Origin of the sequence: Kitasatospora purpeofusca (genome assembly GCF_036010405.1) — a bacterium.
GTDB lineage: Bacteria > Actinomycetota > Actinomycetes > Streptomycetales > Streptomycetaceae > Kitasatospora > Kitasatospora purpeofusca.
The window spans coordinates 8,481,721-8,506,024 of the sequence record NZ_CP108561.1 but is presented as its reverse complement, the minus strand read 5'-3'; the positions used below and the strand labels follow the sequence as shown (position 1 = coordinate 8,506,024).

At 74.4% G+C, this 24,304-nt stretch carries 18 protein-coding genes, 2 pseudogenes and 2 riboswitches; of the genes and pseudogenes, 6 read left to right on the top strand and 14 right to left on the bottom strand.

Going from position 1 to position 24,304, the window contains the following annotated elements:
- Positions 1-5 precede the first annotated feature (5 nt).
- The 5 genes and pseudogenes from OG715_RS37015 to OG715_RS36995 form a co-directional block, all read right to left on the bottom strand.
- A pseudogene (locus OG715_RS37015) lies at positions 6-797 on the bottom strand (ECF transporter S component); the annotation flags it as partial.
- Positions 794-2,437, bottom strand: a complete 1,644-nt coding sequence (locus OG715_RS37010) for an ABC transporter ATP-binding protein (RefSeq protein WP_266272891.1) — start codon at positions 2,435-2,437, stop codon at positions 794-796. The gene OG715_RS37010 and the pseudogene OG715_RS37015, both read right to left, overlap by 4 nt.
- Positions 2,434-3,699 (bottom strand): CbiQ family ECF transporter T component, encoded by a 1,266-nt coding sequence (locus OG715_RS37005; protein WP_266272892.1) that lies wholly within the window; start codon positions 3,697-3,699, stop codon positions 2,434-2,436. The genes OG715_RS37010 and OG715_RS37005 overlap by 4 nt, the downstream gene beginning before the upstream one ends.
- A gap of 4 nt (positions 3,700-3,703) precedes the next feature.
- The gene (locus tag OG715_RS42545; protein ID WP_407661060.1) at positions 3,704-5,077 is read right to left on the bottom strand and encodes a hypothetical protein; all 1,374 of its coding nucleotides are present in this window, start codon (positions 5,075-5,077) and stop codon (positions 3,704-3,706) included.
- Positions 5,074-8,100 (bottom strand): prenyltransferase/squalene oxidase repeat-containing protein, encoded by a 3,027-nt coding sequence (locus OG715_RS36995; RefSeq protein ID WP_266272893.1) that lies wholly within the window; start codon positions 8,098-8,100, stop codon positions 5,074-5,076. Before OG715_RS36995 ends, OG715_RS42545 begins: the two co-directional genes overlap by 4 nt.
- 374 nt (positions 8,101-8,474) lie before the next feature.
- A riboswitch (cobalamin riboswitch) is annotated at positions 8,475-8,552 on the top strand.
- A gap of 151 nt (positions 8,553-8,703) precedes the next feature.
- Here OG715_RS36995 and OG715_RS36990 point away from each other — a divergent pair.
- Positions 8,704-9,540 (top strand): annotated as a pseudogene (locus tag OG715_RS36990) (hypothetical protein); the annotation flags it as partial.
- 124 nt (positions 9,541-9,664) lie between these two features.
- The gene (locus tag OG715_RS36985; protein WP_266272894.1) at positions 9,665-10,006 is read left to right on the top strand and encodes a hypothetical protein; all 342 of its coding nucleotides are present in this window, start codon (positions 9,665-9,667) and stop codon (positions 10,004-10,006) included.
- A gap of 75 nt (positions 10,007-10,081) precedes the next feature.
- Here OG715_RS36985 and OG715_RS36980 read toward each other — a convergent pair whose 3' ends face one another.
- The 7 genes from OG715_RS36980 to OG715_RS36950 form a co-directional block, all read right to left on the bottom strand.
- Positions 10,082-10,855 carry an enoyl-CoA hydratase gene (locus OG715_RS36980; protein ID WP_266272895.1) on the bottom strand — a complete coding sequence of 258 codons (774 nt, stop codon included), beginning with the start codon at positions 10,853-10,855 and terminating at the stop codon, positions 10,082-10,084.
- Positions 10,852-11,736 carry a 3-hydroxyisobutyrate dehydrogenase gene (gene mmsB / locus OG715_RS36975; protein ID WP_266272896.1) on the bottom strand — a complete coding sequence of 295 codons (885 nt, stop codon included), beginning with the start codon at positions 11,734-11,736 and terminating at the stop codon, positions 10,852-10,854. Before mmsB ends, OG715_RS36980 begins: the two co-directional genes overlap by 4 nt.
- A complete protein-coding gene (locus OG715_RS36970; RefSeq protein WP_266272899.1) occupies positions 11,733-12,860 on the bottom strand; it encodes an enoyl-CoA hydratase/isomerase family protein in 1,128 nt (375 codons plus the stop codon). Before OG715_RS36970 ends, mmsB begins: the two co-directional genes overlap by 4 nt.
- A complete protein-coding gene (locus tag OG715_RS36965; RefSeq protein ID WP_266272901.1) occupies positions 12,860-14,008 on the bottom strand; it encodes an acyl-CoA dehydrogenase family protein in 1,149 nt (382 codons plus the stop codon). The genes OG715_RS36970 and OG715_RS36965 overlap by 1 nt, the downstream gene beginning before the upstream one ends.
- Positions 14,005-15,534, bottom strand: a complete 1,530-nt coding sequence (locus tag OG715_RS36960) for a CoA-acylating methylmalonate-semialdehyde dehydrogenase (RefSeq protein WP_266272903.1) — start codon at positions 15,532-15,534, stop codon at positions 14,005-14,007. Before OG715_RS36960 ends, OG715_RS36965 begins: the two co-directional genes overlap by 4 nt.
- Positions 15,535-15,739: 205 nt before the next feature.
- Positions 15,740-15,930: riboswitch (cobalamin riboswitch) on the bottom strand.
- A gap of 128 nt (positions 15,931-16,058) precedes the next feature.
- Positions 16,059-17,696: an amidohydrolase gene (locus OG715_RS36955; RefSeq protein ID WP_266272904.1), complete on the bottom strand. Its 1,638-nt coding sequence runs from the start codon at positions 17,694-17,696 to the stop codon at positions 16,059-16,061.
- A 133-nt stretch (positions 17,697-17,829) separates the two neighbouring features.
- Positions 17,830-19,311 carry an APC family permease gene (locus tag OG715_RS36950; protein ID WP_327064237.1) on the bottom strand — a complete coding sequence of 494 codons (1,482 nt, stop codon included), beginning with the start codon at positions 19,309-19,311 and terminating at the stop codon, positions 17,830-17,832.
- A 332-nt stretch (positions 19,312-19,643) separates the two neighbouring features.
- Here OG715_RS36950 and OG715_RS36945 point away from each other — a divergent pair, with 332 nt between their 5' ends.
- Positions 19,644-20,375: a cytochrome P450 family protein gene (locus OG715_RS36945; protein ID WP_266274754.1), complete on the top strand. Its 732-nt coding sequence runs from the start codon at positions 19,644-19,646 to the stop codon at positions 20,373-20,375.
- A gap of 80 nt (positions 20,376-20,455) precedes the next feature.
- The gene (locus OG715_RS36940; RefSeq protein ID WP_266272906.1) at positions 20,456-21,007 is read left to right on the top strand and encodes a GNAT family N-acetyltransferase; all 552 of its coding nucleotides are present in this window, start codon (positions 20,456-20,458) and stop codon (positions 21,005-21,007) included.
- Positions 21,008-21,034: 27 nt separating this feature from the next.
- Here the strand turns inward: OG715_RS36940 and OG715_RS36935 are convergent, their stop codons facing one another.
- Entirely contained in the window at positions 21,035-21,667 is a 633-nt protein-coding gene (locus tag OG715_RS36935) for a histidine phosphatase family protein (protein WP_266272907.1), read from the bottom strand.
- Between the two features lie 324 nt (positions 21,668-21,991).
- On the opposite strand from OG715_RS36935, the gene OG715_RS36930 reads away from it, so the two are divergent.
- Entirely contained in the window at positions 21,992-22,216 is a 225-nt protein-coding gene (locus OG715_RS36930) for a CbtB domain-containing protein (protein WP_030394041.1), read from the top strand.
- A 37-nt stretch (positions 22,217-22,253) separates the two neighbouring features.
- Entirely contained in the window at positions 22,254-23,102 is an 849-nt protein-coding gene (locus tag OG715_RS36925; RefSeq protein WP_266274571.1) for a CbtA family protein, read from the top strand.
- Between the two features lie 118 nt (positions 23,103-23,220).
- Here OG715_RS36925 and OG715_RS36920 read toward each other — a convergent pair whose 3' ends face one another.
- Positions 23,221-23,946: a VC0807 family protein gene (locus OG715_RS36920; protein WP_266272908.1), complete on the bottom strand. Its 726-nt coding sequence runs from the start codon at positions 23,944-23,946 to the stop codon at positions 23,221-23,223.
- Positions 23,947-24,304: the final 358 nt, after the last annotated feature.

Below are 24,304 nucleotides of genomic sequence, written 5' to 3'. Positions count from 1 at the left end.
CCGACCGGAACGTCCACGGCCTCGAAGCGCACGGCCGGCTCGAAGTTGGCGCGGCGGGCGGCGCGGCGGAAGACGGTCAGGACGGCGGGGCCGACGACGAGGACGGCCACGAAGGTGGTGACGGCGCGGCCGGTGTCCCAGCCGAGCGAGGTCGCCAGGTCGAAGAGCAGGTAGCGGTGCCACTGCTCGGTGAACGGCAGCCCGGGCAGGTAGGCGATGGAGCTGTTGGGGTCGGTCGAGAACGGCCAGAAGGAGAGGTTCAGCAGGAAGCCGAAGAGGTAGCCGGAGAAGGCCCCGTAGAGGGCCAGCACCGGCACCTCCCAGCGCCGCCGCAGGGGTGGCAGCAGCCCGGCGAGCAGGCCGACGAACGCGCAGCCGAACATCTGGTACGGCATCCAGGGGCCGACCCCGCCGGTCAGCAGGGCGGAGGCGAACAGCGAGGTGCAGCCGAGGGTGAAGCCGAAGCCGGGGCCGAAGACCCGGCCGGCGAGGACGAGGACGAAGAAGACCGTCTCCACGCCCGCCGTCCCCGCGCCGAGGGGGCGCAGGCCCGCGTTGACGGCGGAGAGGACGCCGAGCATGGCGAGGGCCTTGGCGTCGATGCCGCCCGCCGAGATCTCGGCGACGACGACGGCGAGCACCAGGAGCATCAGTGCGCCGAAGATCAGTGGCGGGGCGTAGGAGGAGCCGAACTTCCCCGGGGCGACGACGAACGGCCAGGTGAAGGCGACCAGGCCGATGAAGGCGGCGAGCGCCACGACCACCCGGGCCCGGCCGGGGATCCGGACGGCGGTCATCGGGCGGCCTCCGCCGGTTCGAGCGCCTCCGCGACCTGGCGGACCGTCAGATACGGCAGTGGGGCGAGGATCTTGGCGGTCTGCGGGGCGAAGGTCGGCGAGGCGACGACGACCTCGTCCGTGCGGCCGTCCGCGACGATCTCGCCCTCGGCCAGCACCACCACCCGGTCGGCGGCGGAGGCGACGAACTCGACGTCGTGGGTGGAGACCACGACGGTTCGGCCCTCGGCGGCGAGGGCCGCCACGATGCCGGTGAGCGCCTCCTTGGCGTGGTAGTCGAGGCCCCGGGTGGGCTCGTCCAGCAGTACCACCCGGGGTGCGGCGGCCAGTTGGATCGCCAGTACCAGGGCCAGCTTCTGGCCCTCGGAGAGGTCGCGGGGGTGGGTGTCGTCCGGGATGCCGGGAGCGAGGCGGTCGAGGATCCCCCGCGCGGTCGTCCCGGCCTCCCGCGCCGATTCCAGATCGCTCTGGGCCAGCTCCTGCGCCACCGACTCCAGGTACAGCAGGTCCGTCGGGGTCTGCGGGACGAGCCCGACCAGCCGCCGGGCCTCCGCGGCCGAGACCCGCTTGGGGTCCTTGGACGGCCCGCCGTCCTCCCGGATCACCCGCACGCTGCCGCCCTGCCGGGGCCCGGAGCCCTGGAGCGCCCACAGCAGCGAGGACTTGCCCGAGCCGTTGCGCCCCATCAGGGCCGTGACCCGACCGGCCCGGAGCTCGAGGCCGACCTCCCGGACGGCGGTCACCGGCCCGTACCGGACCACGATCCGCTCGGCGGACAGCACGGTGTCGCCCTCGGCGCCGCCGCGGCGCGGCGCCGGTGCCGGGCGCGCGGCCAGCGTCTCGCGCAGCGGGGCGGCGGCCCGGCGGGCGTCCCGGACCGAGAGCGGCAGCGGGCGCCAGCCGGCCAGTCGGCCGAGTTCGACGACCGGCGGCGCGATCGCGGTGTCCCGGAAGACCTCGGCGGGCGGGCCGTGCACGACGGTGCCGTCGCCGGGCAGGTAGGCGACCCGGTCGGCGTACTGGACCACGCGCTCCAGGCGGTGTTCGGCGAGCAGCACGGTCACTCCGAGGTCGTGCACCAGCCGGGTGATCGCGGCGAGCACCTCCTCGGCGGCCGTCGGGTCGAGCGCGGAGGTCGGTTCGTCGAGGACCAGCACGCGGGGGTGCGCGGTCAGCACCGAGCCGATGGCGACGCGCTGCTGCTGGCCGCCGGACAGCTCGTGCAGCGCGCGGTGGCGCAGTTCGGCGAGACCGAGCAGGTCGAGGGTCTCCTCGACCCGCTTGCGCATCACCTCCGGCGGGACGGCCAACTGCTCCATCGCGTAGGCGAGTTCCTCCTCCACCGTGTCGGTGACGAAACCGGCCAGCGGGTCCTGCCCCACCACCCCGACCACATCGGCCAGTTCACGCGGCGGGTGGTGCGCGGTGTCCCGGCCGTCGACGGTGACCCGACCGCGCAGGGTGCCGCCGGTGAAGTGCGGCACCAGACCGTTCACGGCGCCGAGCAGGGTCGACTTGCCGACACCCGTCCGGCCGACCACCAGGCAGAGTTCGCCCTCCGGGACGTGCAGGTCGACGTCGCGCAGGACGGGGGCGTCACGGCCCTCGAACACCACGCCGACCCGGTCGAATCGGATCACTTGCTCACCTCGGTGGTCGTGCGGTCGGGCTCGGTGCGGTCGGACGTGGCGCGGTCGGACGTGGCGCGGTGGTCGCCGGTCCGCGCCGCCGGGCGCGGCGCGGACGGGGTCGCGGGCTCGGGCCGGCGGCCGGGCGGCGGTGCGATCGCCCCGGCCGCACCGGCCAGCAGCAGGGCCAGCACCGGGACGATCGGCAGGCTCGGCCAAGTCAGCGGATAGAGCGAAGGATTGAGATCGGTGGCGTCGTAGCCGACGGTCGCGAAGAGCAGCACGGCGGCGGCGACGCCGCAGCCGGCCACCCCGAACTCGGCGGCCCGCCAGCGGTCCGGCCGGTAGCTGGTGCGCCGCACCCGGCGCCCGCCGAGCGCCAGGCCCGCCGCGCACAGGACGGCGCCGACCACCAGCGCGGGAAGTCCCAGGACGGCGGGGGCCGTTCCGTCCAGCAGGCCGTACACCCCGGCGCAGAGCCCGCACATGCCGAGCAGCATCAGGGCGCCCGTGGTCCGTCGGGACCGGCGGGTGGCCGTCCCCGCCCGGCCGTAGCCGCGCGAGTCCATCGCGGCGGCCAGGTGCAGCGAACGCTCCAGGGCGTCCTCCAGCACCGGGACGACGATGCTGCGCAGCGCGCGGACACCCTTGGTCCGACCCGCCCGCAACCTCCGTGCCCGCGCGACCCGTTGGACGCTCTGCACCAGCTGCGGGGCGACGCTGAGCGACACCGTCACGGCGACGCCGAGCTCGTAGAGGGCGGCGGGCAGGACCCGCAGGGCGCGCTTGGGGTTGGCGAGGGTGTTGGCGGCGCCGATGCAGCAGATCAGACAGGCCAGCCGCAGTCCGTCGAAGGCCGCCGAGAGGGTGGCCTCCAGGGAGACCGGGCCGCCGATCTGAATGCCCGCGTACCAGGCGGGGGTGGGGATGTGCGGGAGCGAGAACAGCAGGTGGTCGTGCGGGGTGATGCCGGTCGCGAAGACGCAGCGGAAGACCACCCGGATCGCCACGACGGTGAGGGCCAGCCCCAGGTAGTACCCGAAGCCGCGCGCCCACGGGGCGTCGGTGCGACGGGCGGTGACCACGAAGCCCAGCACGGCGAGGACGAGCAGGAGCAGCAGCGGGTTGGTGGTGCGGCTGGCCGCCGTCGCCAGGGCGAGCGCCCAGGTCCACCAGGCGAGCGGGTGCAGGTTCCGCGGACTGCGCCGGCCCCCCGCGAGCCGCCCGGGGGCGGCGGACGGGGAGCCGGCGGAGCGCTTGTCGAGCGTGGTCACCCGATCACTCGGCCTGTCGGCGGCGGCGCCGCGCGGTGAGCACGGTGGCCACGCCGAGCACCACGACCAGGACGGCGCCCACCACGGCCGGGACCATCGAGCCGGAGTCGTGCGGGGCGTCGGCGGCCGGAGCCGCGTCCACCACCACGGGGCCGCCCGCGTTCGCCGGTGCCGACGGACCGGCGTCGGGGGCGGCGGTTTCGCTGGCGGTGTCGGTGACGGGTGGGGTGTCGGGGGTGGTCGGCTCCGCCGAGGGGTCCCCGGTGGGGTCGGCGGTGGCCGCCGGGACCTCGGGCTCGGGCGCGGTCGGCGCGGGCGCCTCGGCCGACGGGTTCGCCGGGGTGGTGGCGGGCCGGGTGGTGGCGGGTGCACCACCGGTGCCGCCGGACGTACCGCCGGTGGTGGTGCCGCCGGTGGTGGTGCCGCCGGTGGTGGTGCCGCCGGTGGTGGTGCCGCCGGTGGTGGTGCCGCCGGTCGCGGGCGGGCGCTTCATGACGGGCGCGCCGCCCGAGCCTGCGCCGGCCGAGCCCGCACTGCCGCCGCCTGTGCCACCGGCGGTGCTGCCGCCCGAGGAACCGGACGAACCCGAGCCGGAGGACGCACCGCCGGTACCGCCCGAGGAGCCGCTCGCGCTCCCTCCCGAGGAACCGCCCGAGGAGCCGCCCGACGAACCCGAGGAGCTGGCCGAACCCGTCCCGGACGAGCCGCCGTTCGCGCCGCCGGTGCTCCCGGTGCCGCCGCCGCCACTTCCAGCGGTACTGCCACCGCCACCCGAACCCGCGGGCGGCTGGGGCGGTTCGGGAGTCACGGGCGTCGTCCCGCCGCCCGGGGTCGTGTTGTGCGCCCGCAGGGTGTCGGGCGAGACGGAGGGACGGCCCTCGGTGCCCTCGATGTTGGTGCCGCCGAAGATCCACAGATCGACACTGCCGGGCTTCGGCTGATAGCTCATCGCACCCAATTGGCTGTACGACCAATCGTTCTGGCCGGGATCGGCGTGCCAGTACGACCAGTACGCCGTGGCCGGCGGAGTCAGGACGCACTTCTCCTGGTCCGGCGTCGGGAACTGCTTGCCGCCCTGGAAGCCGCTGTAGCCGATGCGGCAGATGAACGCCGGACCGTCGTGCCCGGTCCCGGTGGTCCTCCAACCGCCCTGGTTGAGCAGGACGTACCCGGTCGTGGGGGTGGTGCCGCAGGAGCGCAGGAGCGGGCCGCCCCACTTGCTGAAGTCCACCGCCAGCACCACACCGGACGTGGTCGTGCACTCCTCGATCGGCAAGGGCGAGGCGGCGGCCGGACCGGTGGCCGCACCGACGCCGCCGAACGCGAAGGCGAAGGTCAGTGCGGCGGCCCCGGTCAGCCGGCCGAACCGCCCGCTCACCGGTGGCGTCCCGGGGCGGTTCCCGTACGGCGCCGGGCGACGAGCACGGCCGCCGCACCGAGCACGGTCAGCAGCCCGGCGGCGCCGGTGAGCACCAGGGGCTCGGTACCGGTACTGGCGAGGCCGCCACCGTTGCCGGAACCGCTGCCGGCCCGGACCGGGACGGCCACCACCGGTGCGCCGACACCACCGCGGACGGGCTCGTCGATGCCGCCGGCCACGGGGGCGTCGACGGCCGGAGGGACGGACGTGCCGGGGAGGACGGGAGCACCGGAGGCCGTCGGGGAAGCGGTGGCGGTCGGCGTCCCGGTACCCGTCGGCGTCGCGGTCGGGCTCGGTGTACCCGTCGCAGTCGGCGTCCCGGTCACAGTTGCAGTCGCCGTAGCCGTAGCCGTCGGAGTCACGGTCGCGGTCGGCGTAGCAGTCGGAGTCGGCGTCGCAGTGGCAGTCGGCGTACCGGTCGCAGTCGGCGTAGCCGTAGCCGTCGGCGTAGCAGTCCCGGTCGCCGTAGGCGTGGGCGTAGGCGTGGGCGTAGGCGTGGGCGTAGGCGTAGGCGTCCCGCCCACCTCCCGCCGCAGCGTCCCGAAGGAGATCCCGGTCGCGCCGCCCAGCACCTGCGTGGACGCCCGCACGTCCGAGCCCCGCTGCCCCTCGGAGGCGACGTTGAAGCCGCCGTCGTCGTTCTGCTGACCGGCGAGGAAGTCCAGCGCCTTCGCGATGGCCGCGACGTGGGCGGACCGGCGGAGCGTCATGCCCTGGACCGCGAGCGCCGCCGAGTTGGTCGAGTCGCCGGCCGCGCCGGGGAAGCCGCCGTCGGCGAGCTGCCGGCCCGCGATCCAGGCCACGCCCCTGTCGACGGCCACCGCGGCCTCGTCACCGGGGGCGAGGGCGAGCGCCATGACGGCCATCGCGGTGCTGTCCACGTCGGAGTCGCCGGTGGCGGGGATCAGGCTGGGCCAGGAGCCGTCGGCGTGCTGGAGGCTCCTCAGGTAGGTGATCGGGGCGGCGGCGTTCGCCGTGTCACCGGCCCGCAGCTGGGCCATGATGCCGAGTGCCTGGGAGAACACCGAGGTGGCCCAGGTGTAGTTGCCGGCGCCCGCGCAGCCGGTGTTGTCGTCGGCCTTGGCGCAGGTCACCGCCGCGAGGGCGGCGATCAGGTCGTGGCCGCCGAAGGCGCGCGGGTCGCGGCCGACGACCTCGGCGAGCAGCGCCTCCTTGCCGATGGAGCCGCCGCCCGCGTACTCGGTGCCGATCGCGGTCCAGTCGTTGACGGTGCGGTCGTTGGCGTCCTTGCCCTGCCGGTCGAGGAAGTCGACGATCCCGCGCAGCGCGGCGTCGTCCGTGCCGGTGGCGGCGAGGGCGAAGGCCCCGTCGATGGTGAGGCCGAAGTCGGCGAAGGCCGGGAAGGCCTCGTAGTAGTGGCCGTCGATCAGGCGCGCCCGGTCGGTCAGGTAGGCGCTGCCCCTGGCCTGGTCGGGGGTCCGCCCCGCGGGCGGGGTGGTGGCGCCGTCCGGGTTGTGACGGACGGTGCCGAAGTCGGTGCCGGTCAGGGCCAGCACGGCCTGCTCGGTGGCGGCCGGGTCCGCGTCGGTCGTCGCCTCGTCGGGACGGACGCCGCCGTCCTCGCCCTGGCGCGCGGCGATCCACGCCTTGGCGGCGGACTGCCGGGCGCCCTGGCCGACGGCCAGCAGTGCCTGGGCCGCGTGGGCGGTGCTGCCGGTGTCGCCGGGGGCACCGGCGTAGGGGGCGTAGGAGCCGTCGGCCTGCTGGCTCGCGGCGAGCTGCTCGGCGGCCTTCTTCGCCATCGGCTCGTAGCCGGTGACGCCGCGCAGGGCGAGGACGGCCAGGCCGGCGGAGCCGGGGTCGGACTCGCAGTAGCCGCCCGCGACGATCATCGAACCGGCCATGCCGCCGTCGGCGCACTGGAGCACCGCGAACCGCGCGAGCGCCGACGCGGGCGGCGTGACCCCCGCGCGGCGCAGGGCGATGACCGCCCACGCCTGCACCCAGGGCGAGGAGGCGCCGTGGAAGTCCCCGGCGGCGGTGCACTTGCCGTTCTCGCCCGGCGCGGCGCACACGTGGTCGGTGAGCGCGGCGAGGAGGTCCCGGCCGCCGAACGCCCGGGGGTCGCCCCCGGTGCTCCCGGCGACGAGGGCGAGCAGGGCGGCGGCGCCGGAGTCGGGCTTGCCGGCCGGGCCGTCCGGGTACAGGTAGGCGTCGGTGTGGGACCGGAGGAAGGCGAGGACCTTGCGCAACGCCGGGTCCTGGCTCCCGGCGGCGGCGAGCGCGATCGCGGTCTGGGCCGTCCTGGGGTAATCGGGGCCCTCGAAGGCCCAGTTCTCCATGTGGTCGCCGTCGACCAGCCGGGCGGCCAGCCAGGCGGCCGCGGCGGCGGGGTCGCCGGTACGGGCCGGACCGGTCGGGCCCGTCGTCGCGGTCGGCGAGACAGTCGGCGAGACGGTGGGCGAGGCGGACGGCGAGGCCGAGGGCGAAGGCCCGGTGTTCCGGGCCCGGACCGACTCCGGGGTGAAGGCCGGCGCCCCGCCGGTGCCGCCGATGTCGGTGCCCCCGTAGACCCAGGCTTCCACCTCCCCCGGCTTCGGCTTCTGCGTCGCGGCGCCGAACTGGCTGTAGGACCAGGTCTGTTGGCCCGGGGCCGCGATCCAGTACGACCAGTACGCCGTCGCCTGCGGGGTGGTGGTGCAGGGCTCCTCGGCCGGGGTCGGGTACTGGGTGCCGCCGTTGAAGCTCCCGGTGCCCAGACGGCAGATGAAGGCCGGTCCGTCGTGCTCGGTGCCGGTGGTGGTGAAGCCCGCCTTGTGCAGCAGGTTCATGCCGGTGCTGGGGTCGGCGTCGCAGCCGCGGACGACACCGCCGCCCCAGTGGCCGAAGTCGACGGCGACGATCGCGCCGGTCGTCGCCGTGCAGTCCTCGATCGGGTCCGCGACCGCGGCCCGGGGGTTGCCGAGCAGCACCGTACCGCCCGCCGCGACCGCCACCGCCCCGGTGGCCAGCAGGGACACGACTCCCCTGCCTCTGTGCCGCGTACGACTGCTGCTGACCCTCACCGGCTACTCCCTGGTCGATCGACGCGGGTGCAACGGCGTAGCCGGCAGCCCCCCGACAGGCATGGGGACCGCCCTGACCACGTCGTAGTCCGCGACGACGCAAGTACTTCGAGAACAGACCCCGGTCCAGGCATTCCGGCTCATCCGCCCGGGGGCGGATCTACGGTTGCGGGTCAGCGCCGGATTCGGACCGGCTTCCCCTGGGTGCCGAGGGTGAAAAACCGGTTCATCAGACCACGCTGCTGAAGCGGGAGTCAACGGCACGTCACCTGGATCACAAGCCCTCGTCGGCGCCTGCCCCGTGCGGTAGCGTCCGCGGTGGCCGAGCGGGGGAACCCGGTGCGAATCCGGGGCTGACGCGCAGCGGTGTGGGGTGCCGTCCGTCGGCGCCCCGAGTCCGAATGCCCGCCCGGCCGCGCACCACGGCGAAAGCCTGCCCACGCGATCCGGGCGGCGGCCGCTCCGGCCGTCGTGCTCCCGCAGGGGTGCAAGGGGCCGGGGCCGGGTCGGCGTCCGCCACCCCAAGGAGCATGCCAGCCGGCTGCGGCGAGCGCCTCAGTCGCCGTTGTGCGCGCCAACCAGCACACCGACGGCGGCTGGAACTACAGCAAGGCCGCCGGCGACCCGACGGCGCTCGCCCAGGGCAGCGACATCGACATGACGGGCGCCGCCATGGCGTCCCTGTGCAGCGGCGGCGTCCCGAACACCGACGCCGCGGTGGTCGCCGCGAAGAACTTCCTCAAGGGCGAGCTGGTCGCCTCCGGCGCGTTCAACTCGATGTGGGGCGCCAACACCGACTCCAACGGCTGGGCCGTCTCCGGCCTCAACGCCTGCGGCATCAACCCCCAGGGCGCCGAGTTCACCAGCGGCGCGGGCAAGACCCCGATCGACTTCCTGATCGCCCAGCAGTTCAAGCCCGGCGGCGGCTTCAAGTACCTGCCCACCGACACCGTCCCCTCCGCCTACGCCTCCGTCGACGGCCTGCGCGCCGTCGCCGGCGCGGGCTTCACCGCCACCCCGCCCGCACCGGGCGCGGCCGGTGAGCCGGCCTGGGCCGCCACCGCCGGCTTCACCCCCGGCACCGCGGCCCGGCTGGCCCTGGTCGTCGACAACGGCACCGCCCCGCTCAAGGTCTGCACCGTGACCCTCACCCCGACCGGCGCCACCACGACCCTCGGCGACGTCCTGGACGCGGCCGCCACCGCCACCCCGGCCGGCTGCGTCACCTCCGTCACCCCGGCCACCGGCTCCGGCACGATCACCGCGCTCAACGGCACCGCCAACAGCGGCCCGGCGACCTGGAAGGTCGACCTGGACGCCGGTACGCCCACCGCCGCCACCCGGGCCACCACGGTCCACCTGGGCGACACCGTCTCGCTGCGCTACGGGAGCTGACCGGACCCGAACGGCGCCGGGCGGAGCGGGTCGCCCGGCGCCGGCGCGGGCAGAAGCACAACGACGGCCACGCATCGACGACACGGCGACGGAACACCGAAGGACCACAGGGGGAACGGCAGCGATGGGGATCTCCAGATGGGCGGCGGGCGGTTACGTCGCCGTGGTCGGCGGGCTGGCCTCGCTGGGAGGGCTGACGGAGAACGGGCGCTTCTACCTCGCGGCCGTCCTGCTCACCCTTCCGGTCGGGCTGGCCGCCCTGGTCGCCGTCTACGTGGCCAGGGGCCTGCTGACCGGTGTCGGCGGCCTGTTCACGGAGACGCACGCGCCGGACGGCGCCGACCCGGCGTGGCTGACCGCGGCCGGAGTGGTGGCGAACACGCTGCTGTTCACGGTCGCGGCCGTCGCCACGGTGCTGCTGGTCGAACGGCTCGCCTCCCGGCGCCGGGCGTCCGGCCGTCCCTGAGCGCGCCCACAACGCCGGTGCCCGGGCCCCCTTCGCCGAAGTGAAGGGGGCCCGGGCACCGGCGTTGTGGCGGGGTCAGTGGTGCTTGAACTCCGGGGGGCGCTTCTCGGTGAAGGCGGCCATGCCCTCCTTCTGGTCGGCGGTGGCGAAGGTGGCGTGGAAGAGGCGGCGTTCGAAGCGGACGCCCTCGGCGAGGGTGGTCTCCAGGGCGCGGTTGACGCTCTCCTTCATCATGATCGCGGCCGGGGCGGACATCGCGGCGATCGTCGTGGCGGTGGCGAGGGCCTCGTCGAGCAGCCGGTCGGCGGGGACGATCCGGGAGACCAGACCGGCCCGCTCGGCCTCCTCGGCGTCCATGGTCCGCCCGGTCAGGCAGAGTTCCATGGCCTTGGCCTTGCCGATCGCCCTGGTCAGCCGCTGCGAGCCGCCGATGCCCGGGATCACGCCGAGCTTGATCTCCGGCTGGCCGAACTTCGCGGTGTCGGCGGCGATCAGGACGTCGCAGAGCATCGCCAACTCGCAGCCCCCGCCGAGCGCGTAGCCGGCCACGGCGGCGACGACGGGCTTGCGCAGGGCGCCGAAGCGGTCCCAGGCGGCGAACCAGTCGCCGAGGTAGGCGTCGACGAAGTCCAGGGACTGCATCTCCTTGATGTCGGCCCCGGCGGCGAAGGCCCGGTCGGACCCGGTGACGACGACCGCCCCGACCGTCCGGTCCCGGTCGAACTCCTGCGCGGCTTCGACGACTTCGTTCATCAGCCGGGTGTTGAGAGCGTTCAGGGCCTTCGGCCGGTCCAGGGTGATCAGGCCCACCCGGTCGTGGCGCTCGACCCGGATCGTCTCGTAGCTCATGCGGTGTTCTCCCGGAGGGTGGTGATGATGGCCGAGAAGTCCCGCCCGGCACTGTCGCCCTGGGCGAAGTCGGCGAACAACTCGGAGGCCCGGCGGCCGAGTTCGGCGGGCACGGCGGAGGCGTCGGCGGCATCGGCGGCCAGGCCGAGGTCCTTGGCCATCAGGGCGGCCGCGAAGCCCGCCGGGTAGCCCCGGTTGGCGGGGCTGGCCGGGACCGGGCCGGGGACGGGGCAGTTGCTGGTGAGCGCCCAGCACTGGCCGGAGGCCGTGGAGGCGACGTCGAAGAGGGCCTGGTGGCTCAGGCCGAGGCTCTCGCCGAGCACGAACGCCTCGGCGACCGCGATCATCGAGACGCCGAGGATCATGTTGTTGCAGATCTTCGCGGCCTGCCCGGTACCGGAGTCGCCGCAGTGCACCACCTTGCGGCCCATCGCCGCCAGCACCGGTTCGGCGGCGGCGAAGTCCTCCGCCGCGCCGCCGACCATGAAGGTCAGGCTCGCCGCCTCCGCGCCCGGGACCCCGCCGGAGACCGGGGCGTCCAGGGTCCGGTGGCCGGAGGTCCGGGCGAGGTCGCGGGCGGCCCGGGCGTCCCCGACCGCGATCGTGGAGCAGTCGACGAACAGCGCGTCCACCGCCGAGGCGGTCAACTCCCGGTACACCTCGAGGACATGGCGTCCGGTCGGGAGCATGGTGAGCACCAGCTCGGCGTCCGCGACCGCCTCGGCGGCCGAGGCGGCGATCCGTACGCCCTGGCCGGCCGCCCGCTCCCGGGCCTCCGGCACCAGGTCGTGGCCGGTGACGGTGTGACCGGCCTTGACCAGGTTGGCGGCCATCGGGCCGCCCATGTTGCCGAGTCCGACGAATCCGATCCGGTGGGTCACCAGCGCTCCAGGGGGGTGAGGTCGGCGAGGCCGAGTTCCCGCTCGCCCAGCGGGGCGAACCAGCGGGCCACGGCGGCGGGGTCGACGGCGTCCAGCGTGGCCGGACTCCAGTGCGGGGTGCGGTCCTTGTCGATCACCTGGGCCCGGATGCCCTCGGCGAGGTCCGGGGTGGCCAGGGCCGCGCAGGAGCTCCGGTACTCCTGGTCGAGCACCGCCTCCAGCGGGCCCAGGGTCCGGGCCCGGCGGAGTGCGGCCAGCGTCGCCTTGACGGCCGTCGGCGCGTTGGCGGTGATCCGTTCGGCCGCTTCCTCGGCCTCCGGTTCGCCGCTGGCGCCCAGCCGTTCGAGGATCTCCTCGACGGTGTCGGCCGCGTAGCAGTCGTCGATCCACTCCCGCTGCCGGTCCAGCCGGCCCGGCGGGGGTGGTTCCACGTGCCGGGCGAGCGCCTCGTGGACGGTCGACTCGGCGAGGTCGTCGAGCAGGGCGGGCAGTCGCCCGGCCGGCACGAAGTGGTCGGCGAGGCCGCAGAGCAGCGCGTCCGCGGCTCCGGCCGAGCCGGCGGTCAGCGCGAGGTGGGTACCCAGCTCGCCGGGCGCCAGCGCGAGCAGATAGGTGCCGCCGACGTCGGGGACGAAGCCGATGCCCGCCTCCGGCATGGCGATCCTGGTGCGCTCGGTGACGATCCGGACGCTGCCGTGGGCGGAGACCCCGACCCCGCCGCCCATCACGATGCCGTCCATCACCGCGACGTAGGGCTTGGGGTAGCGGGCGATCCTGGCGTTGAGGCGGTACTCGTCGCGCCAGAACTCCTCGACCTCGCGCGGGCCGCCGCCGGTCGCGGCCCGGTGGATGGCGACGATGTCGCCGCCGGCGCAGAAGGCCCGCTCTCCGGCTCCGGTGACGACGACGGTCGCGACCCGTCCGTCCTGCTCCCAGTCGTCCAGGGCCACCGCGATCCGCCGCACCATCCCGTGGGTGAGGGCGTTGAGGGCGGCGGGCCGGTTGAGGACGATCAACCCGGCCAGCCCCTCGCGCTGGACCAGGACCTCCTCGGTCCCGGTTCCGCTGCCGGTCCCGGCGCCGCTCCCGCTCCCGCTCGTGCTCCCGTTCCCGTTCCCGGTCATCAGGCGGCCCCGGTCAGGCCGCGGGCGACGATGACGCGCATGATCTCGTTGGTCCCTTCCAGGATCTGGTGCACCCGCAGGTCGCGGACGATCTTCTCGATGCCGTACTCGGCCAGGTAGCCGTAGCCGCCGTGCAGTTGCAGCGCCTGGTTGGCCACCTCGAAGCCGGTGTCGGTGGCGTGCCGCTTGGCCATCGCGCACAGCTGCGAGGCGCGGGCGTCGCCCCGGTCCAGGGCGTCGGCGGCCCGCCACAGCAGGGCCCGGGCGGCCTCCAGTTCGGTGGCCATGTCGGCGAGGCGGAACTGCAGGGCCTGGGCGTGCAGCAGCCGGGCACCGAAGGCCTCGCGTTCGGCGAGGTGGGCCACGGTGCGCTCCAGCGCGCTCTGGGCGCCGCCGAGCGAGCAGGCGGCGATGCCGAGGCGGCCGCCGTTGAGACCGCCCATGGCGATCCGGAAGCCCTCCCCCTCGGCGCCGAGCAGCCGGTCGGCGGGCAGCCGCACACCGTCCAGCACCACCTGCCGGGTCGGCTGGGCGTTCCAGCCCATCTTGCGCTCGTTGGCGCCGAAGGACAGGCCCGGGTCGTCCCGGTCGACCAGGAAGGCCGAGATGCCCTTCGGGCCGGGCCCGCCGGTGCGCGCCATGACCAGGTAGACCTGGGCGCTGCCGGCGCCGGAGATGAACTGCTTGACGCCGTCGAGCACCCAGTGGCCGCCGTCGCGGACGGCCCGGGTGGTGAGAGCGGCGGCGTCGGAGCCGGCGCCGGGTTCGGTCAGGCAGTAGCCGCCCAGGTGCTCGGCGGTGCAGAGCCGGGGCAGCCAGCGGGCGCGCTGGGCGTCGTCGCCGTGGCGGTCGACCATCCAGGCGACCATGTTGTGGATGGACAGGTAGGCGGCGATGGACGGGCAGCCGGTGGCGAGGGCCTCGAAGGCCACCGCGCCGTCGCGGCGGGTGAGACCGGAACCGCCGGACTCCTCCCGGACGTAGACGCCGGCCAGGCCGAGTTCGCCGGCCTTGCGCAGCACGTCGACCGGGAAGTGCTTGGCGAGGTCCCACTCCACGGCGTTCGGGGCGAGGTGCTCGTCGGCGAAGGCCCTGGTGGTCTCCGCGATCGCGCGCTGGTCGTCGGTGAGATCGTGCACGGCGATCATCCCATCGTCGGCATGGTGAAGCTGGCGCCTTCCTTGACCCCGGAGGGCCAGCGCGAGGTCACCGTGCGGGTGCGGGTGTAGAAGCGGATCGAGTCCGGTCCGTGCTGGTTGAGGTCGCCGAAGCCGGAGCGCTTCCAGCCGCCGAAGGTGTGGTAGGCGATCGGCACCGGGATCGGCACATTGACGCCGACCATGCCGGTGTTGACCCGGCGGGTGAAGTCGCGGGCGGTGTCGCCGTCGCGGGTGTAGATGGCCACGCCGTTGCCGAACTCGTGCTCGCTGGGCAGGCGCAGGGCCCCCTCGTAGTCGGCGGCGCGGACCACGCTCAGCACCGGGCCGAAGATCTCCTCCCGGTGGATCCGCATCCCCGGCGTCACCCGGTCGAACAGCGAGGGGCCGAGGAAGAAGCCCTCCTCGTGGCCCTCCAGCCGGAAGTCGCGCCCGTCGACGACGAGTTCGGCGCCCTCCTCGACCCCGAGGTCCAGGTAGCCGCGGACCCGCTCCAGCGCGTCCCGGCCGACCAGCGGGCCGAAGTCCGAGGACGGGTCGTCCGAGCGGCCGACCTTCAGCGCGCCGATCCGCTCGACCAGCTTGGCCACCAGGGCGTCGGCGGTCTCCTCGCCGACCGGGACGGCCACCGAGATCGCCATGCAGCGCTCGCCCGCCGAGCCGTAGCCGGCGCCGACCAGGGCGTCCGCCGCCTGGTCGAGGTCGGCGTCGGGCATCACGATCATGTGGTTCTTGGCGCCACCGAAGCACTGGGCGCGCTTGCCGTGGGCGGCCGCGGTCGCGTAGACGTACTGGGCGATCGGGGTGGAGCCGACGAAGCCGACCGCCTGCACCCGGGGGTCCTCCAGCAGGGTGTCGACGGCCTCCTTGCCGCCGTTCACCACGTTCAGCACGCCGGGCGGCAGTCCGGCCTCCAGGAACAGTTCGGCCAGCCGCAGCGGCACCGAGGGGTCCCGCTCGGAGGGCTTGAGGACGAAGGCGTTGCCGCAGGCCAGCGCGGGCGCGGCCTTCCAGAGCGGGATCATCACCGGGAAGTTGAACGGGGTGATGCCGGCGACCACGCCGAGCGGCTGGCGCATCGAGTACACGTCGATGCCGGTGCCGGCGTTGTCGGTGAACTCGCCCTTGAGCAGGTGCGGGATGCCGGCCGCGAACTCGACCACCTCCAGGCCGCGCTGGAGGTCGCCGTGGGCGTCGGCGACGGTCTTGCCGTGCTCGGCGGAGAGCAGCCGGGCGAGCGAGTCCCGTTCCTGCTCGACGAGTTGGAGGAAGCGCAGCAGCACCCGGGCCCGGCGCTGCGGGTTCCAGGCCGCCCACGCGGGCTGGGCCTGCGCCGCGTCGGCGATCACGGCCTCGACCTCGGCGCGGCTCGCCAGCGGCACCCGGGCCTGGACGCGCCCGGTGTTGGGGTCGTGGACGTCGCCGAAGCGGCCGGACGTCCCGGCGGTGCGCTTGCCGCCGACGAAGTGGGTGAGTTCGGGGACGATCGGCTCGGAGGTGGTGGGGTCGGGAAGCATTGATTCCTTCTCTCGTCAGGATGGGGAGAGGAGGAATGGAGGCCGCGCCGGTGCGCGGGCGCACGGTGGTGCGCCCGACGGCAGGACGGCGGCGGCTGACGAACCGTCAGCGCTGGTGCGCCCCGGGGCTCGTCGGCACAGCACAGCCGGGGGCGGTGGAACGGGAGCAGCCCGGATTCATGCGTGTCGTCTCCATCCTCGTGGAAAACACGGACCGTCCGCGGCCGGTATCCTGACTCCCGGATCGACGCGCGCCCCCGGGCCTTCCCGGCTGGCTGCCAGTGGCCGAACTCCTGCGAGGACGAACTCCCCGGTCACAGTGGCGGGACCGTGCCGGACTCGCACCGGCTTCCCTGACACCGCGGACCTGTTCCGACCATATAGTTGGACGTCCTAGTAAGTCCAGAGCCCCTGGCCGTCCGGGCGCGTCGGAGCACGCACCGTCGGGAACGCGACGGGCCCCGGGGAGCACCCCGGGGCCCGGACGGCAGTTGACGCGACGTCAGTCGAACGTCAGTCGGGTGTCACTCGGCGGCGTGGACCAGCTCGCCGCCGACGTAGGTGCGCAGCACCCGGGCCGACGCGATCTCCTCGGGCGGGCCGGTGAGGATGTCGCGGTCCAGGACGACCAGGTCGGCCAGCAGGCCGGGCGCGAGCACCCCGGCGTCGTCGAACCCGTTCACATGGGCGGTGCCGGCCGTGTAGGCGGCGATCGCGGAGGCCAGGTCGAGCCGCTGCTCGGGCAGGAACACCCGGTCGTCCTCGGCCTCCGGCTCCCGCCGGTTGACCGCGACGTGCAGTCCGGCCAGCGGGTCCGGGCTGCTCACCGGCCAGTCGCTGCCCGCCGCCAGGGTGGCCCCGGCCCGCAGCAGCGCGCCGAACGGGTACTGCCAGGAGGCCCGCTCCGGGCCGAGGAAGGGGATGGTCAGCTCGTCCATCTGCGGCTCGTGCGCCGCCCACAGCGGCTGGATGTTGGCGATCGCGCCGAGCCGGGCGAACCGGGGCAGGTCGTCGGGGTGGACCACCTGGAGGTGCGCGAGGTGGTGGCGGGTGTCGCGCCGGCCGTTGGCGGCGCGGGCGGCCTCGACCGCGTCCAGCGCCTCGCGCACCGCCCGGTCGCCGAGCGCGTGGAAGTGCACCTGGAAGTCCAGCGCGTCGAGTGCGGTGACGTACTCGCGCAGGGCGAGCGGATCGACGAAGCTGAGGCCGGAGTTGGCGGTGGCGCAGCCGCAGCCGTCCAGGTAGGGGCTGGTCATCGCGGCGGTGAAGTTCTCCGCGATGCCGTCCTGCATGATCTTCACCGAGCCGGCCCGGAACCGGCCGTGCGCCGAGGCCGCGCGGCGCTCGACGAGTTCGGCGATCTGCTCGGCGCCCCGCTCGCGCTCCCACCAGAGCGCGCCGTTCACCCGGGCGGTCAGCGCGCCGGAGCGCGCGGCGGTCAGATAGGCGTCGGACGGGTCCGGCTGGCCGTTGAACTCGCCGAGCAGCGCGTCCTGCCAGCCGGTGATGCCGAGCGAGTGCAGCAGCCGCTGCGCCCGCAGCAGCCCCTCCAGCCGGTCGGCGGCGGTGATCGGCGGCACCAGCCGGGCCACCAGGCCGGTGGCGCCCTCCTGGAGCACTCCGCTCGGGGTGCCGTCGGCCTCGCGCTCGATCCGGCCGTCCGCCGGGTCGGGGGTGTCGCGGTCGACACCGGCGAGTTCCAGGGCCCGGGTGTTGGCCCAGGCGCCGTGGTGGTCCCGGTTGGTGAGGTAGACCGGACGGTCCGGGACGACGGAGTCGAGCAGCTGCCGGGTCGGCAGGCCGCCCTCGAAGCTCTCCATCGACCAGCCGCTGCCGGTGATCCACTCCTGGTCGGGGTTCGCGTCGGCGTAGGCGCGGATCCGCTCCAGGTAGTCGGCCACGCCGACGGTTCCGGTGAGGTCGCAGACGGCCAGCTCGGTACCGCCGAAGACGGCGTGGATGTGCGCGTCCTGGAAGCCCGGCAGCAGCAGCTTGCCGGTGAGGTCGACGACCTCGGTGTCCGGGCCGATCAGGTCCCGGACCTCGTCGTGGCCGACGGCGGTGATCCGGCCGCCGGTGACGGCCAGACCGGTCGCCCGGGTGCGGGCGGCGTCGCCGGTGTGCACGGGACCGCGGGTGAAGACCAGATCGGCCTTGGTCATGGGTGGTGCTCCGTTCTCGGGTGGTGCGGGTGTGCGGGGTGCCGTGCGCGGCGGGTGTGCGGCGTGCCGTGCGCGGCGGGAGAGCGCGGGCCCGGTGTGTGGGGGTGCACCGGGCCCGCGCCGTCGGTCGTCCTCAGGCCTTCTCGGGTGTACCCGCGGCCTCGCCGAGGAAGTACGCCGAGCGCCGCCGCCAGCGCGCCCAGGCCGCCGCCGGCAGACCGGTGACGATCATCAGTACCACGACGGTGAGCTCGAACCAGCCGTTGTCGGCGGAGAGTTCGAAGTGGTCGGCGGAGTCGTAGAAGGTCCAGGTGAGGTAGCCGCCGACGACCAGCAGGACCGCCGCACCGAGCAGCGGGCCGACCACCGCGCGCAGCCCCTCCAGCAGGTCGGTGCGCAGCAGGTGGCGGAACCGGACGGCGGCCGCGACCGCGGTGAGCGCGTAGTAGAGGGCGACGATGATGCCGATCGCGTTGACGGCCGCCGAGATGAGGTCGTTGACGGTCGGGATGACGATCGAGCACAGCGCCAGGGCCACCGCGACCGCGGTGATCAGCAGGGTGCCGACCGCGGGCGTCCGGTGCTTGGGGTGCAGCTTCGTCCAGACCGGGCCGAGCACGCCGTCCCGGCCCATCGCGAACAGCCCGCGGGCGGTGGGGATCACCGAGGACTGCAGCGAGGCCACCGCGGAGAACATCAGCGCGATCAGCGGCAGCGCGGCCAGCGGCTGGTCGGCGAGCCGGGCGCCGAAGTAGGTGAGGCCGTGGGCGCCGTTGTCCGCCAGTTCGTCCAGCGGCAGCACCCGCTGGAAGGCCGTGCCGGCGAGCAGGAACAGCAGCAGCATCACGACCAGGGCGAGGGTGCCGGCCCGGGAGGCGTCCCGGGGGTCGTGGACCTCCTCGCCGACGCTGAACACCGACTCGAAGCCCCAGTAGCAGAACACCGCGAGCACCATGCCCTGGGCCACCGCGTCGAAGGAGGGGATCGTGAGCGGGTTGAACCAGTCGAGCGAGAACGGCTGGTCGCCGGCGAACAGCCCGTAGCCGCAGAAACCGAGCAGGACGGCGTACTCGAACACCAGCAGCGCCTTCTGCAGCCTCGCCGCCAGGCCCAGCCCGCGCACCGCGACCAGCGCGGCGGCGACCAGGACGACCAGGCCGATCAGGGTGCACTGCACGGTCGAGTCGGCGTCCAGCCGCAGCCCGGCGACGCTGCGCAGGTGCGCCTCGTCGAGGAGCTGGACGATCGAGGAGCCGGTCACGGTCGTGGTGTAGGCCATGAACACCACGGTGCCGACGGTGTTCACCCAGCCGGTGAGGAAGCCTAGCCAGGGGTTGAGCGTGCGCCCCACCCAGCTGTAGCTGCTGCCGGCGTCCGGCTCCGAGCGGTTCAGCCGCCCGTAGCCGCCGGCGATGGCCAGCACGGGGAGGAAGGCCAGCAGCATGATCGCGGGGAGGTGGAGCCCGACGACACCGGCCATCAGGCCGAGGCCGATGCCGATACTGCTGGTCGCGGCGGTACTGGAGGCGGCGATCGCCGCCCCGTCGAGAAGGCCGAGGGAGCGGGGCATGGAGTCCTGGGGGCCGCTGCTGTCCGCTCTCGGACCGCTGCCCATGACCTTCGCCGTCGATGCCAAGGGATCACCGCCTTGCTGGTGGGGGGGTGTGGGGGTGGGGGTGAAGTGCGAGCCATGAAACCGGCGGCTTCGAGACACGTCAATGCTGTTGTCATAAGGACGCCCGCAGGCCCGGCCCGTCCGTGCCCTCGGGCCCGGCACCGGTGAAGCCGCGCCGAACGCTCCCCACCGAACGCTCCGCACCGCGCGCGGGCGCGCCGCCGGGGGCGCCCGCGCACCCTGCGGAGCGCCCTTTCCCCGCCACCGCACCCGCCGTACGGTCACAACCGGCCGACCGTCCGGCCCGCCGCTCCCCGACCAAGGAGGGCCCCGTGGAACCCCGCTGCCCGTTCTCCCACGTCCTCGACCCCCACGCCGCCGACCTGCACGCCGAGGCCGCCCACCTGCGCACCCACGGCCCGGCCGTCCGGGTCGAACTCCCCGGCAAGGTCCTCGCCTGGTCGGTGACCCGCGCCGAGGTCGCCCGGCGGCTCCTCGCCGACCACCGGCTCGCCAAGAACGCCCGCCGCCACTGGCCCGAGTGGATCGACGGCCGGGTCGGCCCGGACTGGCCGCTGGCCAGCTGGGTCGCGGTCGAGAGCATGTTCACCAGCGACGGCGAGGACCACCACCGGCTGCGCACCCTGACCGCCCCCGCCTTCGGCCCCCACCGGGTGGAGGCCCTGCGGCCCCGGGTCCGCGCGATCGTCGCCGCGCTGCTCGTCGTTGGCGACCCGCCGCGACAGCCGGGTCCTGCCGTCCGCGTCGAGGGCCAGGCCGTGGTGGTGGCCCTTGCCGCTGTCGATCCCCGCCCATATCCGGCTCATCATGCTCCTGACGTGCGCGTTCGTGCTGTTCGTACCACGGACGACCTCGCCGGCATTGCTCTACTCAGCGACTTGCTCGCACTTCCTAATCGGCGGCCGAGTCGTCGTGGGGTGCCGGGCGGCGAAGCGAGGGAAGCCACAAGACGGCAGCCGCCTGAAAGCCACACCCAGCACCCCTGGGCGACCCAACCCTACGAATGGCCAGATCAACCCGTCCAACAAGGTAGAGCCGCCTGACCGGGCGGCCGCCACCGTCGACGGGACGGGCCGAACGCCCGACCGGGCCACTTGTCGGAGGCGGCCGCTACCGTACGGCCATGGACGAGAACCGCGCCGCCGTACGCCTGGAGCCCTGGTCGGAGGGCGACGCCGAGCTGCTGCGCGCCCTCAACGCGCCGGAGCTGACGACCCACCTCGGCGGCCCGGAGTCCGAGGAGGCGCTCGCCCGCCGCCACCGCCGGTACGTCGACCTGAGCGCCGACCGCACCGGCGCGGGGCGGATGTTCCGGATCGTGCTGTTGCCGACGGGGGCGGCGGAAGTGGCCGGGGCGGCGGGGACGACGGCCGGGAGCATCGGCTTCTGGGGCCGTGAGTGGGCCGGCGAGCAGGTGTACGAGACGGGCTGGGCCGTGCTTCCCGCCTTCCAGCGCCGGGGCGTGGCCACGGCCGCCGCCCTCGCCGTGGCGGAGCGGGCCCGGGCCGAGGGCTCGCGCCGCCACCTGCACGCCTTCCCCAAGGTGGACCATCCGGCGTCGAACGCGGTCTGCCGGGCGGCGGGCTTCGAACTCCTGGGGCCGCAGGACTTCGAGTACCCGCCCGGCCACCCGATCCGCTGCAACGACTGGAGGCTCGACCTGGAACGCTTCTGACCGCAGCGGGTTCAGGCTGCGGCGGGTTCAGCCGAGGCGGAGGTTCCAGCGGCCGGCCCGACCGGTCAGTTCGACCACCGCCAGCGGGGGCACGTCCAGGCGCCGGAACGCCTGGTCCGGGACGCCGAGCGCGTGCACGGCCGCCGCCCGGACGGTGTCCGGCTCGGCGACCACCAGGACCCGGCCGGTGAGCCCGGCCGCCGTCCCGTCCAACCACCCGGCGACCCTGGCGCACAGCTGCCGCACCGACTCGCCCCCGTGCGGGGCCGCTGCCGGATCGGCGAGCCAGGCCATCAGCGCCTCCGGCTCCTCGGCCGCCACCTCGTCGAGGGTCCGCCCCCACCAGCGCCCGGCGGCGCAGCCGCGCAGCGCGGGCTCGGCGACCGCGTCGGCGAGGCCGAGCTCCTCGGCCGTGCGGCGGCAGCGGGCCGAGGGCGAGACGAAGCGGTGGGACGCCGCCGAGAGGTCCGGCCGCAGGGCGCGGGCCGCGCGCACCCCGGCCTCGTCCAGCGCGTCACCGCCGTCCGGTGCGTCACCGCCGCGCGCTGCCGCACCGTCGTCCACCGCGCCGACCCCGTACGCGGAGGCTTCGTCGGCGAACCGTGCCTGCCGCAGTTCGGGTCCGATCGCCGGGGAGACGAAGATCACCCGTACCGTCACGTGTTTTCCCCCTTCGTACACCTGTCACCCTTGGGGGCCCTCGGAGCGCCGTGCTCCGCGCCCTCCCGGCGCGCGAATCCGCAGGTCGCGCCACGACAACGATTCCGTGAGCGCCCTTGGCGCCGTCGTCACCGGGCGCTACGGTCTCCCCCGACAACTGAAGACGACGGCGAGACGGAAGTCCGGTGCGAATCCGGCACGGTCGCGCCACTGTATGCCGGACCAGGCCACCTCACGCAACGGCGGGGCCCGGCAAGTCAGACCCGAAGGCCGTCGTCCGAGCTCCACCGAACGGGACGCGTGTTTCCCCCAGGAGGTCCTGCCATGGCCCAGTCCGTCTTGTCCCCCAGCCTGCCCTCGGCCGGCTCCGCCCCCGCATCGCTGCCGATCCGCGCGATCCTGCCCTGGGCGCTGTTCCTCGGCACCCTGATGCTGGTCCTGCTCTACTTCGTCGGCGCCGAGCAGGGCGCCACCTCGGTCTTCTCCGGTGCGACTGTGCACGAATGGGTGCACGACGGTCGGCACCTGCTCGGCTTCCCCTGCCACTGATCCCGGAGAACACGCACCGATGAACAACTCCGCAACCATGCCGTCCGGCACCGTCGGCAGGCTCCTGCTGCGCGGTCTGCTGGCCGGTCTGATAGCCGGGCTGGTGGCCTTCGTCTTCGCCTACACCGTCGGCGAGGGCCCCGTCTCGGACTCCATCGCGCAGGAGCAGGCCAGCTCCGCACCGGCCGGGCACCACGACCACGGCGGCGGCTCCGCGGCCGCGGCCGGCACCGGGGACGCCGCCGCGCACGAGCACGAGGCCGCCGACGCCGGGGGTGAGGAGGAGGAACTGGTCAGCCGGGACCTCCAGTCCACCGCCGGTCTCGCCACCGGCGTGCTGGTGTACGGCGTCGCGGTCGGCGGGATCGCCGCGCTGGCGTTCTGCTTCGCCCTCGGCCGGATCGGCCGGTTCGGCCCCCGGGCCACCGCCGCGCTGGTCGCGGGCGCGGCCTTCGTCACCGTCTACTTCGTGCCGTTCCTCAAGTACCCGGCGAACCCGCCGGCGGTCGGCAATCCGGACACCATCGGGAAGCGCACCGCGCTGTTCTTCCTGATGATCGCGCTCAGTGTGCTGATCGGCGTCGCCGCGGTGATCCTCGGCAAGCGCCTGGCCCCGCGCCTGGGCACCTGGAACGCCACCGTCGCGGCCGGCCTCGGCTACGCCGTGGTGATGGCCGTGCTGGCCTTCGTCCTGCCGCCCAACGACGACGCGATCCCGGACGGTTTCCCGGCCGCGCTGCTGTGGGACTTCCGGCTCGCCTCGATCGGCCTCCAGGTGGTGCTGTGGACGGGGTTCGCCCTGCTCTTCGGCACCCTGGCCGACCGGGCCCTCGCCCCGGCCGCGCCGACCGCCGAGCGCGCACCGGTCGCCGCCCCGGCGGTCTGACCGGCCGGCACAGCGCCGCTCAGCACAGCTCTGCTCTGCACCGCACCACGACTCGACCCCGCCGAAGGCGCGCCGGCGGGGTCGAGTGGTGCTGCGGCGGCGTCGTCCCGCCGCCGGGTCAGACCTTCGCCGCCTCGGCCTGCTCCACTGCCCGCTGCTCCCCTGCCGCCTGCTCCGCCGCCGCCCGCTCCGCACCGGCGGCCGCGCCCCGGGCCCGGGCCCGCTTGGCGTAGGCGATCGTCCAGGTGATCAGCAGCGCCGTCACACCCAGCGACAGCACCGTGTTCAGCGCCTGCATCGCGTCGGTGTCGAGCACGTACGAGAGCCCGACCCGCAGCCCGGCCTCCAGCAGATAGGCCACTCCCCAGCCGATGGTCAGATTGCGCTGGACCCGCCGGAACCCGGGCAGTGCCCAGAGCCCCTCCCAGCGCTCCAGCGACGAGGCCGAGCCGTCGGTGGCGAACTTGCGGCCGAAGAAGAACATCAGCGGCCGGGGCGCGGCCAGGCTGGCCAGGCAGATCACTCCGAACAGGCCCGTGATCACCGAGTCCTTGACCAGCAGGAAGTGCGCGTCGGCCGGCCCGGCCAGGGTGACCACCACGGTCAGCCCCAGGAACAGCAGCGACACCGCCGCGAACTCGTCCACCCGCCGCTGCCACGCCAGGTAGACGCCCAGATCGACGGCGGGCCAGACGGCCGAGATCACCAGCGCGGTGAACTCACCGTAGCCGTGCTCGGTGAGCTGGTTGTAGGTGATGATCGGCGCGACGACGTTCAGGCCGATGGTGAGCGCCCAGCCGAGTGCGTTCGCACCGCCGCGCTCCTTCGTTGCCTCGGACGGCAAGGTTTCCCCCGATGATCTTGATGATGGGCGGAGGGACTCTAGCGGATCCCCCGTCGGGCCCGCTACGGCTCGCACACCCTGCCCGACAGGTCGTCGGCGACCTGTCGACGGCCCCCGGCAACCGCGGGAGGACGGACACGTGTTCGTCGCGAATTCTCATCCGGCGCCCCACGGCCCGGGCACCGTCGCCGCACGACCACCGCCCGCCCGCCGAACACCCAGGTCCGCAGCAGTCGTGCGTGTGCACCTCCCGACCGAGCCCGCCCCAGCCCTCCCGTCGGCCGAAATACCGTTCCCGACAAGGCCATTGACGAGTACGCGGAAACCGTCGCTAGGATATCGGCGCTCTCGACGGCGG

Coding starts and splice junctions, on each gene's coding strand:
- OG715_RS36985 (WP_266272894.1), top strand. CDS start 9,665: ATGGGGATCTCCAGATGGGCGGCGGGCGGTTACGTCGCCGTGGTCGGC.
- OG715_RS36980 (WP_266272895.1), bottom strand. CDS start 10,855: ATGAGCTACGAGACGATCCGGGTCGAGCGCCACGACCGGGTGGGCCTG.
- OG715_RS36970 (WP_266272899.1), bottom strand. CDS start 12,860: ATGACCGGGAACGGGAACGGGAGCACGAGCGGGAGCGGGAGCGGCGCC.
- OG715_RS36965 (WP_266272901.1), bottom strand. CDS start 14,008: ATGATCGCCGTGCACGATCTCACCGACGACCAGCGCGCGATCGCGGAG.
- OG715_RS36960 (WP_266272903.1), bottom strand. CDS start 15,534: ATGCTTCCCGACCCCACCACCTCCGAGCCGATCGTCCCCGAACTCACC.
- OG715_RS36955 (WP_266272904.1), bottom strand. CDS start 17,696: ATGACCAAGGCCGATCTGGTCTTCACCCGCGGTCCCGTGCACACCGGC.
- OG715_RS36950 (WP_327064237.1), bottom strand. CDS start 19,311: ATGGGCAGCGGTCCGAGAGCGGACAGCAGCGGCCCCCAGGACTCCATG.
- OG715_RS36940 (WP_266272906.1), top strand. CDS start 20,456: ATGGACGAGAACCGCGCCGCCGTACGCCTGGAGCCCTGGTCGGAGGGC.
- OG715_RS36930 (WP_030394041.1), top strand. CDS start 21,992: ATGGCCCAGTCCGTCTTGTCCCCCAGCCTGCCCTCGGCCGGCTCCGCC.
- OG715_RS36925 (WP_266274571.1), top strand. CDS start 22,254: ATGCCGTCCGGCACCGTCGGCAGGCTCCTGCTGCGCGGTCTGCTGGCC.